Genomic DNA, 10,619 nt, shown 5'->3' on the forward strand with positions numbered 1-10,619 from the left:
CTAACACTCAATCAGCTTCTTGAACTGTGCATTTTCTCGAAGCTGCTCAAAAGAAGGGTCAGTTTTTGCAACTTCTTTAGCTCTTTCTGGATTCAAATTAATGGCTTGTTGAAGACTCTCGATCGCTAACTCAACTTCACCCTGCAAGGCATAGCATCTGGCCTTACCAAACCAGGCCGAAAAGAAATCTGATTTGATAGAAGTTGCCTTTTCGTAAGCGGTGATCGCTTCTCCATTCCGCTGTAGTTTTGCAAATGCAACCCCTTTTCCAAACCATGCTTCTGAGAAATCTGATTTGATTTGAGTGGCTTTTTCGTAAGCAGCGATCGCTTCTTCTATCTTCTGCAATTTTGCCAGGGCTGCCCCGCGACTAAACCAGGCTTTTGCGTTGTCAGGTTCAATCTGGATGGCTTTGTCATAAGAAGCAATCGCTTCCTCAAATCGTCCCTCAAAATAGAAAGCTTTGCCCTGCTCAATGTAGTCGTGAACTGTGAAAGAAAGCTGAGAGTTTTGTGATTTTAACCATTCAAGCTGTCTAGTTAAAGTTTGAATTTTCTGCTGAGTTTCAGGTGTGGTCGAGTCTCGAACTAGAGAAGGGGTGATTTGGGAAAGTTCTTGAATGATCTGATCTTTCTCTTTTTGAGTGTCTGAAAATAGACTTTTTAGTTGAGATAACTGATCTTCAAATTCAGCTTTTAACTTTTCAATCTCCTGTTGAAAGACTTCTGTTTGTTTCTTAAATTCTGCTGTTACTTCTGCTTCAAGCTGTTTGTGAACTTCTTCCTGAACTTGTTTCTTAGTCTCATTAATAATCTGATTGACCACACTGCGACGAATGAACCAAACGCCCACCGCAATTAACACAGGCAAAGCTGTTAATACCCCCAATAAAACATTCAATAAAGTTGTTGTATGTCCAAACGCTCGATCGACTTCTTCTTGAATCTGCGTCCGAATCACAAAGCTCTTTTCTAAATCATCTTCCACCAACTGTTGAAGTTGTCTGTCTTCTCTCAATCGCTCCAGTTTTTCCCAAAATGAGTTGTAAGTGGGCGACGGAGCCGTTAATTGAGGAGGCGGTGAAGACGCTGCCAACGCGGTGCCCGTCCAGAGGCAAAAAGTTAGAACTACGATCGCACAAGCTACTTCAACTTGAGCCTTAATCCTCATCACTTATCCTCAGATCGTCACTCCTTAAGATAACCTGACCGTCCATCCGATCGCTTGATTATTTTTTAGCATCTTCAGCAAAAATGCGACCTGCTCATCAACAAACAAGGATATTTTTCTGAATTCGACCATTCAAATTTCTTTTCTTTTATTAAATATCATCATAATTTCTAGCAGATGAATCCTCTAATTTTTGCTAGAGCCGCACTATGACCGCCCCTAAACTTTTCTGAGTCTCCCCGCCCAATTTCAGATTCGGCTGCCCCAAAGCGTCAGGAACAGTGCTTGCCCGATCTCAAGGAGCCACCCTCTGACGGCCTGCGATGGGTGCGGGTCGAGCAGTGGCTTGGACAGACAAGCCCTGGAATCAAATGACAACTTGGGATATCACGCGCTACAAAAAGCATTTGGAAACAGCGGTGGTTCACGATTTAGAAGCAGACAAGCCCTTCCGCTGGCTGCAAGAGGCACACTACATGACCGACCGACAACCCAATACTGTCCGTGAGTGCGCCCAGTGAACCAGAGCCAGAATCCAAAGAACTGACTGATCTTCAAGTCAAGGCACTTTACGCTGCTTTGAAGCGAAGGAGGCATTTGCGTCACCGGGATACTTGCAAGGTGACGTTTATAGCTGGCGATTAGCAGCAGTCGAAGACGCTTGTTTCCAGCGCAATTGAAGATTTGATATAAACGCTAGTTAGCGTAAAAAATTCTTGAGCGATGAACCGCCTAACAGCAAAGTTCAACTTCACGCAGCTTGTTCGATTGTCTATTGAACCAGTTGGAGCACAACCCCATTTGGAGCAGGATATAAACTTTTTCTTAATGATTTATCTGATAATGCAGCAACATGAACCCATTGTTATAGATTTGGCTGTGGGTAAGTTTTAGCGAAGTCTGTGTAACAACACCCGAAAATAGGGGAATGCCTGAGCCGAGTAGAATGGGATGCACCTTCAAAATCAACTCGTTAATTTCTGGAAAAAGTATTGCTGCTAGATTGCCACCACCACACAGCCAAATATTCTGACCTGGTTGCTGCTTCAATTTTTTGATGAATGCTATGGGGTCGGATGACACAAGTTCGATCGCTGAGTCTGGGCTGTCTTTTAGGGTTTGAGAAATCACATACTGTTTCATCTGTGGATAAGGATTGCTAATTCCTTCTTTGAGTCCAATTTCATAAGTCCTGCGTCCCATCAACACGGTATCAAAGTACTGATTGTCAGCTGTGATGCCAAGTTTATCCCGAACGTGACCCGGAATTGTTTCAGGGAAGGTAGTCAGCAGATCGGCGACATGTTCTCCTTCCATCAGAAAAAAGTCATAGGAATCGTCTTTGCGGGCGATGAAGCGATCGACGGTACAAGCAATGTAATACTTCAGTTCACGCATTCTTAATGTCCTCCAGAAGGAAGGGTTCAAGATCTGAATTAGCTAAATATTCAGCCTTTGTCATACTACAAAATACTACAACACAGCATCCCTCTCAAACTGCTTCTAAAAAAACTTAACCTGTCGCTTTTGCCTCCCTCGTTTCTTGGTTAAGATCAGTCCTGTTAGCTGCCCTTCAAACACATCAACCGCAACAATTTGTTTGAGATAGGGATATTGATACCGTCGCTTGTGTAGGTCTGATCCCTTTAGCGAAGCCAACAGTTGGTATTCATTTGGAGCTAAGTAAAGGTTGGTAATGTGGGCGTGACGATTAGAGTCACTCATGGCTTGTTTTCGAGCAAACTTCTGCTGAATCAATTGTCCATCCGGCGTGGTAATCGTGCGTAGGCGCAGGTGAGTATCTAGAAAATAGACATCCTGTATCCGACGATAATCATGCTCTAAGCTCAGGTCGAGGGGTAAACTTTTAATCAAAAAGCGGCGTTCGCGCTCAATATAGCCATACTTCATAACCTCCCACTCCCTTTGAGATATAGCTATCCGCTAGCTGACTCTGTAAGCTTTTGGTGTTATCCCAGTCGCTTGCCGAAACTGTTTACTCAGATGGCTGTGACTGTTAAATCCACACATCAAAGCAATGTCCAGAATCGATTGATTGCTCTGTTTTAACAACTGCTTTGCGCGTTCGATTCGTTGTTGAAGCAGGTATTGGTGAGGAGACGTTCCGATCGCTTGCTTAAATAAATGGCTGAAGTGAAATTGACTCATCTCTAGCAACGCCGCCAAATCTGCCAGCTTAATCGCTTGATCGAGATGATCATTGATGTAATCTAAGACTTTTAGAAGTTGCCGCTGAGGTAAGCCCCCGTTGTAAATCGGTAATGCAGGTTTGACCGCCGCATATTGTCTAAGGAGATGGACTGCCAGAACATTGGATAGCGAGTCGATGTAGAGCCTGCCGCCTAAATTGTCTTGTTGAAGTTCAGTCAGTAACATCATGCCGATTGCTTCAATCTGCGGATCGCGCGTCCGAAATTCGGGCAGCAACTCCAAGCGTTCGCAATCTCTCTCTAGACTTTCTCTGGCAACGTTTTGAATAAATTGAGACGCAATCCGAATATGCAGGTAGTGGTCATCTCCCTCCCAACGCGCAAAAAACGGCATCTTGGCAGGCGTGATAGAAATGTCACCTTTTCCATACAGGCTCGTGTGGGTTTTGCCTCCTTTGATTTGTAGAAAGCGAACGGGACGAGTAGCAAGCGACAGACAAATCGTGTGTTCATCGCTGTAATAAGTTTTTCCTTCCCCCGGCGGATGTTGAAATTGTTCGACTAGAATGTTTTCCCAACCTTGATTTCGGCTAGATAAGAGGGGTGGGCAGCCACATTCGAGCTGAGGTGTCACAGGATTTTTCATGATGCAATCCTAATGCGTTTAGTTCTGATTGTATTCACTTTTTCAGGCTTTCCATCAAGCAGGCTGAAAACCATTTAGCGCAAAGCGCAAATCCGAAGGAACCGCAAGATTTTGATAGTGGCACAGGAATCAGATAGTCCCGCTCAAAATGATTGTCTAAGCTGAGAGAGTAATCCATCAGGAGAACCTATGGCACATCTATTGCATCTTGATTCGAGTCCTAGAGGAGAGCGATCTCATTCGCGTAAACTCACGAGAGAATTTATCGAGCAATGGAAACAAATTCATCCAACCGCTACCGTCACCTATCGAGATATCGGTCGTAATCCTATTCCTCATGTGGATGAACCCTGGATTGCTGCTGCTTTCACACCCCCTGAACAACACACACCTGAGTTGCAGAAAGCTATTTACTTCAGCGATCAACTCGTAGATGAATTTTTAGCGGCTGACATCTATGTGATGGGCGTTCCCATGTACAACTTCAGCGTTCCCAGTGGATTCAAGGCTTACATTGATCAAATTGTCCGAGTTGGACGCACCGTTGCTTTTGAACCCGATGATCGTGCCAATGCTTTTAAGCCACTCGTGTTAGGTAAGAAAATGTTTATCATCGAAGCACGAGGTGATTCTGGCTTTCAGCCTGGTGGTCGCTACGAAAAGATGAATCATCACGACCCTTATCTTGTTACCGTTTTTGGGTTTATGGGCATCACTGATATCACCTTTATTCATGTTGAAGACGACGAATACGGCGGGCAAAAGTTGGCAGAGTCAATTGCATCTGCTCGTACTCAAATTGCTCAACTGGTTGGAGGATAGCGCAATGCAGTAACCTTTAATAGCGGCTGCGACGGCCTTAATCAGATTGTTCAGCAAACGATTACTCAGTTTGAACTTACAGTAAGCCGTAGGAGAGTTTATGGAAATCCCTCACCCCTTGCTTTTTGGATTGAAGCTGTTCTCGGTGCTAGGTTGTGGACTAATCGCAGGAGTCTTCTTCGCCTTCTCAACCTTTGTCATGAATGCTCTGGCTCAACAGCCGACCGCATCCGGGATTGCCACTATGCAGTCGATCAATATCACGGTAATTAATCCCTGGTTCATGACCGTATTCCTGGGAACAGGCGCAACTTGTATTTTTCTAGCCATTTCCTCAATGTTGAAGTGGCAGCAGCCAGGGACAAGCTACTTGTTGCTCGGTAGTCTGTTCTATCTGGTTGGTACAATTGGAGTCACGATCGCCTGCAATGTTCCATTAAACGATGCCTTGGCAGTGGTCAAACCCGACAGCCCAGAAGGGACAACCCTATGGACTAAATACCTGGCTAACTGGACTTTCTGGAACCACCTTCGGACAATTGCAGCATTAGCGGCAGCGATATTGTTTACGGTTTGCGGGGTAAAGTGATTGCGTCAGACAAGCTGATATCGCTATCCCATTTGAGTTGTGAGAATTCTGTGGTTAGTCCTTAGTGATTAGTGGTTGGTCGTCAATTAATGGTTGAGAATGAATCACTAAGAACGGGCTATTTCAAGATTCTTACAACTAATTTAGGATTGCTATAGTAGTCCTAAATTAGTTGTAAGAATTCTCCAAGGAAGTTAAGCTATTGCACAGTTTAACTTCTGATGCAGCGAAGCGACCGATGGAAGAGCTAATTGCGATGATTCAAAGCAATCCAGACCCGCGTGAACTGAAGCGGGCACTGGCGGTGCAGATGGTCTTACAGGGGTACACCTATTTTGCGATTCAAGACGTGTTGCAGGTTTCAGTCGGTTTCATTAGCAAGTCGAAACAAGCCTTTGAAGCAGCGGGAGCAGATGGATTAGGGCGACGATTCAAACTTTTCAGCGAGGCGACCTTCTGGAGACACGGATGATCCAGAGTGCAAAACCACGCTATAACGTTCGTAAGAAGTAGGGAGGAATGACGATGCAAGCCCCTGAACAAGTCCGTGAACATCTCAGCCCCGAAGTCGCTCAAGCATTCTTAGACGGGTTGCCGGAAAAAATTAAACTTGGACTGATGACGTATGCAGCTCAAGTCAATTTTCCGATCGAAGCGGTGATCGAAATGGCGATCGCTGGATTTCTAGACGAAGATGCGGTGAATTTTCCAGGCTGCAACCCCGTCGGTTGACACCGTAGTTGAGTTTGACGACTTCTCTTTTTCCAAGACCGCTAGAGAGATGGCATCGATCGGGGATTCGATCAAAATCACTCGATTGACTTCGCCATTCGCTGATCGCAACCAAAACCATCCATTCTCACGAGACGAACCAGGAGCCAATCCATGAAAGGCGTGTTCTGTATAGCGTGTGCCGCGCAGACTTGCACCTGTGGCTTCATGACGTGACCAGGCTTGGTCGTTGTGTCGATCGCTATGCCGAAGAAAAACAGCATTGCGATGATCATCTGCGTAAATTAACCCTGTGTTGTGAAAGCGATCAACCCAAGTTGCAGGTAGCCCTCGTGTTTCAACAAGGTACTGTCGCACGGTTGCCCAATGGTCTTCGTTTCGGGGCGGCAATTCGAGTGGACGAGGCTCTTTTTGTACTGAAGAGGATTGAGACTGAACAGGAGCGGATAGCGTTTGCCCTGAAAGCCACTGAACTGCCTCTTTGAATTCAACTTTGCGAACGTGCATGACGAGATCGATCGCACCTCCACCACCTTTATCAGCTAACCAATCCATGAATTTTCCGTCATTGATGCTAATTGTGTGACTTGCATCTTTCCACTTGTTCTTGTCGCGTCGGTCTTTCTGAAGTCCCAAACTGGCTGCTACGGCTTCTAAATCAAAATTTCTCACTTCATTGGCGAGGGCTGCAATGTTGATCGAATTTGCTTGGTTAGTTTCTGGGTGCGATTGAATTGGGGAAGCAGGAGGTATAGCTGGCTTGTTGGCAGCCTCAATTTCTGAATTGCGTTCTGTTGTATTGGATGCACTCAAGCAAGTGTTTTTGGGTAATCCGACTATCCCTCAACCTGAGTAGTTACGTTCAAAGTTCGAGAGATGCAAGGAGAACCAGACTAATCGATCGACTGCTTACTGTTCCGAACGGCGCACTTCTTCAATTTGACCGACTTCAAAAATGAGCGTGAAAGGCTGCCTCATTTCTCGACTAATAAATTCTTCTAAAAGCTGCACTTGTCGAGGAGTAACAGGTTCTCTTGCTCGTACACTCAATCGGACGATCGGCGGCTGTGAGAGCCAATCTACATCGGTTCTGAGTAGTTCGAGCCGTTGAAACGTGACAGTGCGATTTAGTAAAGCTTGCTGCAAGTTAGTCCGTAGTTGTGCTTGCTGAATCAAACGGGCAAAGCTTACCCCCAACGGAATTAACAGAATTACGGTTAGAAGCGTTGCCCACGTTAATGCTTTTCGGGCATGGCGAAATCGGGTATAGCCTGCAATCAGAAACGTCAGCATACAAGATAATGTGATGCCAAGTAAGTTGGTCAGATAGAGCAGAGTTGCTCCAAGGCTGAGTGACCAGTCTGATGCTGCTAATCCTAAACCAATGACACAAACTGGAGGCATTAGGGCAACCGCGATCGCAGTTCCCGCTAAACTGCCCGCAATCTTCGGTTCAACCTTGGCATAGCCACTAATACCACCTGCTGCGACTGCAATCCCTAAATCCAGCAATGTGGGTTCTGATCGCGCTAAAATCTCGCTTCCATAGCTCGGTAAGGCAACAAGCACGCCCAATAGCCAGGAAATTACAATGGCGAGTAGAGTTCCGATCGCGACTGAAATTGCACCTTGACGAAACAAAGAGAGATTTCCAATCAAGGCACCTAGCGCGAGTCCCCGAATTGGCAACATCAGCGGCGCAACAATCATCGCTCCGATGATCACAGCAGTGCTGTTAGAAAGCAATCCAAACGTTGCGATCGCACAGGAACTGACAATCAGAATTAAGTAAACCTCATCAGACTTTGATTCCGCCATCAAATCTGCCACAAACTGCTGAACTTGCGGAGGATCACGCCGTTTACGACGAGACTGTCTAAAGCGATCGCGGATATTTTCTAGCACCATTGAATTTGCTACAAAGAGTCTGATGAAGATTAAAGGCGACCTTCCTAACATTTTTCATCTAGCATAGGTTAGATTCAAAGGAGGTACTTTTCGCAACTGCTCGGTGCCAAGCAGCGTCGCCCGCACTTGATCAACTACTGAATTGGAGTGGTCGCGCATTGGGTCAAGACTTCATCCATTCGCTTCCGGTAAAATGCTGGAAAAAATCGAACCAGCGCCTGACGATATACCTGTGGATTAACCAGCAACATCAATGTCAATACGACAACAACGACGAATTCAAACGCCGCGTTAATGGAATTTGCCAGGAAATCAAATGCGTATCTTGATAAGTTCGCAACGATCGCTTGTAGTCGAGTAATCAACCAGTCGGAATCTGAAGGGTTAGGAATATGTTCAGCAACATTATTCTCAAACCAGTCGATGCTCTGCTCAAGGGCTAATTAAACGTAAGATACCGCAAACCGCCCTCACCCAGAGGGACTTTGAATCTAGCTCCTTTCTCCTTGGGAAGACGGGTTGGGAATGAGGGTCTTCTCTTTAATTCCACCCAGCTACTTAGTAGCAGGTCGGATTGTTTATCTGTTGAGCATTAGTCAACTAGGAGCGACTCTATTTGCGAAACTTCGAGGAAGAAAAGCACTGGCTTTCAGCGATACTCGCACCATTATTTTTGGCGTTGGGGGCGCGATCGTCTTACAATTCGTCTTCAGCCAGTGGAGCATGATGAATGTGTTATTTGGAACCGCATCACTAAATCTCACGCAATGGCTGATCTGCCTTCTTCCAGCACTGCCGATGATTTCAGTGGCGCTTTTGGTGAATCGGATTGACCGATTTGATTAACAGTGAATTCCGGAAATGATGAGAGTATCGCTAGAGCTAACTTCGACATTCTGGATTCACAGGCTTCATTTCTTCAAAGTTGCTTCAGTTTGAGTTCAGTTGCTTTCGGGTCTAATGTGGCTAAAGCCTTCTGATACTGCTTTTCAACCTGGGTGCGATCGTACTCTTCAGACAGTCCTTCCTGACTTCCTCGCCAAATCATTTCCGCATGGTGACGTAAGACTATCCGTTGCTTCGGGCTTTTGGTATAGGTAGCGACTCGTGCGATCGTATCTAACAATTGAATCATTACCGTCGAGTCAGATTGTCCATACTGACGAATCTGAATAAAAGCACGATCAACTAGAAACTCGAACTGCACAGGCTCTACAATTACTCGTAAATTGCGATATTTATCATAACGGTAGGGCGAGGGAAAATCCCGTTGAACCAGTTGACTTAAGCCTGCTCCTAGACGATCGAGACAGCGAATCGCCGTGAACGGATCATTGATTCCTGGAGAAAGTGCCCGCGAAGCAATTTCTACCAACTGCTCAATTGGAAAAGCAATATCCTGCTTTTCTGTCCGTTCTTGACCCACAATAAAAGCTTTGTTGATCTGCTTCGCTAACTTAGAAGAAAGATGCTCTTGTGGGTAGATCAAAGCGAGCGGACTTCCTTTAATCAAATAACTACCAGGCTTTGCTTTTAGGCACAGTAATACATCTGATTGACACGCAATTTTCATTAATTTTTCATCGTCGATCAGTTGTAAATAGCCTTTGTGAGTCGATTTAACCAGAGTCGATCGCTGTTCAAACTGTGCTGGGATTTCTCCAGCGTGATGCTGTGAGTCTTCTAAGCTATATCCAATTTGTTGAGGAAACAATCGATCGATGGTCTGTTCTAGTTCATCACTTACCGTTGAAATTACGGAAGAAGCTTGAATGATGGTGGAAGCGTGATGAATAAAATAGATTAAAACAAGGGTACTAAAAATCGCTAATCCCATCCCAACGGTGATAGAAAGCTGCGGTAAAAACTGATCAAAGTCTTCTCCTCGGATATTTCGCAACACCAGCAGGCAATAAAGAAACGTGCCAATGAACGTTCCTAAAACAAATTGATTGCCAACATCATGCATAAAATTACGCAGCAACCGAGGGCCAAAGTTGGATGAAGCAAGCTGAAGCGCCACGATCGTAATTGAGAACGCTGTTCCTGCAACGGTTGCCATTGCTCCTGCAACAGTCGAAAGCATCGATCGCGCGCCAGCAGGACTGCCTGTGTACAACCACCAAAATCCTGGAGCCTTACCGATCCAATCAATATAAAGCAGAATCAATGCCAGCACTGCCGTGAGGACTGCAATTAACGTGGGTAGGAACCAGTAGCTAGATTGCAGCGAATCCCACAGTTTCGTTAACTTCGTATTTTTCATGAATCTTTTGGAGGTTGATGCCCATTGGATGACTGCTGTGCAAGATGTTGCAATACACGACTAATGCTTCGAGGTTTGGGAGCTTGCTGATCTCGACCCGCTGACCAGCCTTCTCGTTGTCGAGCCCGAACACTTCGTGGAGCGGAGCTACCGCCATCTGTTTCTTCAGTTTGGTCATGAAAGAGGATTTGCTGAGTTGGATAAGGCAAATCGATCCCATTTTCAATGTATAGCTTCTGTTTGATGGCGATGAGTACCTGATCCAGCCCTTTCAAGGTGCTTTTTCATCTTTTTTAGATTTCGCTTGACTGAGCA

General features: G+C 45.5%; 15 protein-coding genes. 6 read left to right on the forward strand and 9 right to left on the reverse strand.

Going from position 1 to position 10,619, the window contains the following annotated elements; genetic code table 11:
- Positions 1 to 1,170: a tetratricopeptide repeat protein gene (locus ACJ2PR_RS01110; protein ID WP_446875604.1), complete on the reverse strand. Its 1,170-nt coding sequence runs from the start codon at positions 1,168 to 1,170 to the stop codon at positions 1 to 3.
- Between the two features lie 323 nt (positions 1,171 to 1,493).
- Here ACJ2PR_RS01110 and ACJ2PR_RS01115 point away from each other — a divergent pair, with 323 nt between their 5' ends.
- Entirely contained in the window at positions 1,494 to 1,691 is a 198-nt protein-coding gene (locus tag ACJ2PR_RS01115) for a hypothetical protein (protein ID WP_446875605.1), read from the forward strand.
- Positions 1,692 to 1,995: 304 nt separating this feature from the next.
- Here ACJ2PR_RS01115 and ACJ2PR_RS01120 read toward each other — a convergent pair whose 3' ends face one another.
- The 3 genes from ACJ2PR_RS01120 to ACJ2PR_RS01130 all read right to left on the reverse strand — a co-directional run bounded on the left by ACJ2PR_RS01120 (position 1,996) and on the right by ACJ2PR_RS01130 (position 3,987).
- Positions 1,996 to 2,568 carry a dihydrofolate reductase family protein gene (locus ACJ2PR_RS01120; protein WP_446875606.1) on the reverse strand — a complete coding sequence of 191 codons (573 nt, stop codon included), beginning with the start codon at positions 2,566 to 2,568 and terminating at the stop codon, positions 1,996 to 1,998.
- A 105-nt stretch (positions 2,569 to 2,673) separates the two neighbouring features.
- Complete coding sequence (locus tag ACJ2PR_RS01125; RefSeq protein WP_446875607.1) at positions 2,674 to 3,081, reverse strand: hypothetical protein; 408 nt, start codon at positions 3,079 to 3,081, stop codon at positions 2,674 to 2,676.
- A gap of 33 nt (positions 3,082 to 3,114) precedes the next feature.
- Positions 3,115 to 3,987 (reverse strand): AraC family transcriptional regulator, encoded by an 873-nt coding sequence (locus ACJ2PR_RS01130; protein ID WP_446875608.1) that lies wholly within the window; start codon positions 3,985 to 3,987, stop codon positions 3,115 to 3,117.
- Positions 3,988 to 4,176: 189 nt separating this feature from the next.
- Here ACJ2PR_RS01130 and ACJ2PR_RS01135 point away from each other — a divergent pair, with 189 nt between their 5' ends.
- From ACJ2PR_RS01135 to ACJ2PR_RS01150, 4 genes are all read left to right on the forward strand, one after another.
- Positions 4,177 to 4,809 (forward strand): FMN-dependent NADH-azoreductase, encoded by a 633-nt coding sequence (locus ACJ2PR_RS01135; protein ID WP_446875609.1) that lies wholly within the window; start codon positions 4,177 to 4,179, stop codon positions 4,807 to 4,809.
- 100 nt (positions 4,810 to 4,909) lie between these two features.
- The gene (locus ACJ2PR_RS01140) at positions 4,910 to 5,398 is read left to right on the forward strand and encodes an anthrone oxygenase family protein (RefSeq protein WP_446858874.1); all 489 of its coding nucleotides are present in this window, start codon (positions 4,910 to 4,912) and stop codon (positions 5,396 to 5,398) included.
- Between the two features lie 202 nt (positions 5,399 to 5,600).
- Positions 5,601 to 5,870: a helix-turn-helix domain-containing protein gene (locus ACJ2PR_RS01145; protein WP_446875610.1), complete on the forward strand. Its 270-nt coding sequence runs from the start codon at positions 5,601 to 5,603 to the stop codon at positions 5,868 to 5,870.
- Between the two features lie 53 nt (positions 5,871 to 5,923).
- Entirely contained in the window at positions 5,924 to 6,130 is a 207-nt protein-coding gene (locus ACJ2PR_RS01150) for a hypothetical protein (RefSeq protein ID WP_446867769.1), read from the forward strand.
- Here the strand turns inward: ACJ2PR_RS01150 and ACJ2PR_RS01155 are convergent.
- The 3 genes from ACJ2PR_RS01155 to ACJ2PR_RS01165 all read right to left on the reverse strand — a co-directional run bounded on the left by ACJ2PR_RS01155 (position 6,083) and on the right by ACJ2PR_RS01165 (position 8,403).
- Positions 6,083 to 6,943 (reverse strand): DUF3991 domain-containing protein, encoded by an 861-nt coding sequence (locus tag ACJ2PR_RS01155; protein WP_446875611.1) that lies wholly within the window; start codon positions 6,941 to 6,943, stop codon positions 6,083 to 6,085. The genes ACJ2PR_RS01150 and ACJ2PR_RS01155 overlap by 48 nt on opposite strands.
- Before the next feature lie 96 nt (positions 6,944 to 7,039).
- On the reverse strand, positions 7,040 to 8,038 hold the full coding sequence (locus ACJ2PR_RS01160) for a DUF389 domain-containing protein (RefSeq protein ID WP_446875612.1): 999 nt from the start codon (positions 8,036 to 8,038) through the stop codon (positions 7,040 to 7,042).
- A 134-nt stretch (positions 8,039 to 8,172) separates the two neighbouring features.
- Positions 8,173 to 8,403, reverse strand: coding sequence for an AI-2E family transporter (locus ACJ2PR_RS01165; RefSeq protein ID WP_446875613.1), 231 nt, complete (start codon positions 8,401 to 8,403; stop codon positions 8,173 to 8,175).
- 160 nt (positions 8,404 to 8,563) lie between these two features.
- Here ACJ2PR_RS01165 and ACJ2PR_RS01170 point away from each other — a divergent pair, with 160 nt between their 5' ends.
- A complete protein-coding gene (locus tag ACJ2PR_RS01170; RefSeq protein WP_446858879.1) occupies positions 8,564 to 8,884 on the forward strand; it encodes a cation transporting ATPase C-terminal domain-containing protein in 321 nt (106 codons plus the stop codon).
- Between the two features lie 73 nt (positions 8,885 to 8,957).
- Here the strand turns inward: ACJ2PR_RS01170 and ACJ2PR_RS01175 are convergent, their stop codons facing one another.
- On the reverse strand, positions 8,958 to 10,304 hold the full coding sequence (locus ACJ2PR_RS01175; RefSeq protein ID WP_446875614.1) for a DUF2254 domain-containing protein: 1,347 nt from the start codon (positions 10,302 to 10,304) through the stop codon (positions 8,958 to 8,960).
- Complete coding sequence (locus ACJ2PR_RS01180) at positions 10,258 to 10,482, reverse strand: hypothetical protein (RefSeq protein WP_446875615.1); 225 nt, start codon at positions 10,480 to 10,482, stop codon at positions 10,258 to 10,260. Before ACJ2PR_RS01180 ends, ACJ2PR_RS01175 begins: the two co-directional genes overlap by 47 nt.
- Positions 10,483 to 10,619 lie beyond the last annotated feature (137 nt).

The sequence above is a fragment of the Phormidesmis sp. 146-33 genome, assembly GCF_052939515.1.

What these genes read in the sequence shown, in the direction of transcription:
- ACJ2PR_RS01110 (WP_446875604.1), bottom strand. Translation starts at nt 1,170, where the DNA reads ATGAGGATTAAGGCTCAAGTTGAAGTAGCTTGTGCGATCGTAGTTCTA.
- ACJ2PR_RS01115 (WP_446875605.1), top strand. Translation starts at nt 1,494, where the DNA reads ATGGGTGCGGGTCGAGCAGTGGCTTGGACAGACAAGCCCTGGAATCAA.
- ACJ2PR_RS01120 (WP_446875606.1), bottom strand. Translation starts at nt 2,568, where the DNA reads ATGCGTGAACTGAAGTATTACATTGCTTGTACCGTCGATCGCTTCATC.
- ACJ2PR_RS01125 (WP_446875607.1), bottom strand. Translation starts at nt 3,081, where the DNA reads ATGAAGTATGGCTATATTGAGCGCGAACGCCGCTTTTTGATTAAAAGT.
- ACJ2PR_RS01130 (WP_446875608.1), bottom strand. Translation starts at nt 3,987, where the DNA reads ATGAAAAATCCTGTGACACCTCAGCTCGAATGTGGCTGCCCACCCCTC.
- ACJ2PR_RS01135 (WP_446875609.1), top strand. Translation starts at nt 4,177, where the DNA reads ATGGCACATCTATTGCATCTTGATTCGAGTCCTAGAGGAGAGCGATCT.
- ACJ2PR_RS01140 (WP_446858874.1), top strand. Translation starts at nt 4,910, where the DNA reads ATGGAAATCCCTCACCCCTTGCTTTTTGGATTGAAGCTGTTCTCGGTG.
- ACJ2PR_RS01150 (WP_446867769.1), top strand. Translation starts at nt 5,924, where the DNA reads ATGCAAGCCCCTGAACAAGTCCGTGAACATCTCAGCCCCGAAGTCGCT.
- ACJ2PR_RS01160 (WP_446875612.1), bottom strand. Translation starts at nt 8,038, where the DNA reads ATGGTGCTAGAAAATATCCGCGATCGCTTTAGACAGTCTCGTCGTAAA.
- ACJ2PR_RS01170 (WP_446858879.1), top strand. Translation starts at nt 8,564, where the DNA reads ATGAGGGTCTTCTCTTTAATTCCACCCAGCTACTTAGTAGCAGGTCGG.
- ACJ2PR_RS01175 (WP_446875614.1), bottom strand. Translation starts at nt 10,304, where the DNA reads ATGAAAAATACGAAGTTAACGAAACTGTGGGATTCGCTGCAATCTAGC.
- ACJ2PR_RS01180 (WP_446875615.1), bottom strand. Translation starts at nt 10,482, where the DNA reads ATGACCAAACTGAAGAAACAGATGGCGGTAGCTCCGCTCCACGAAGTG.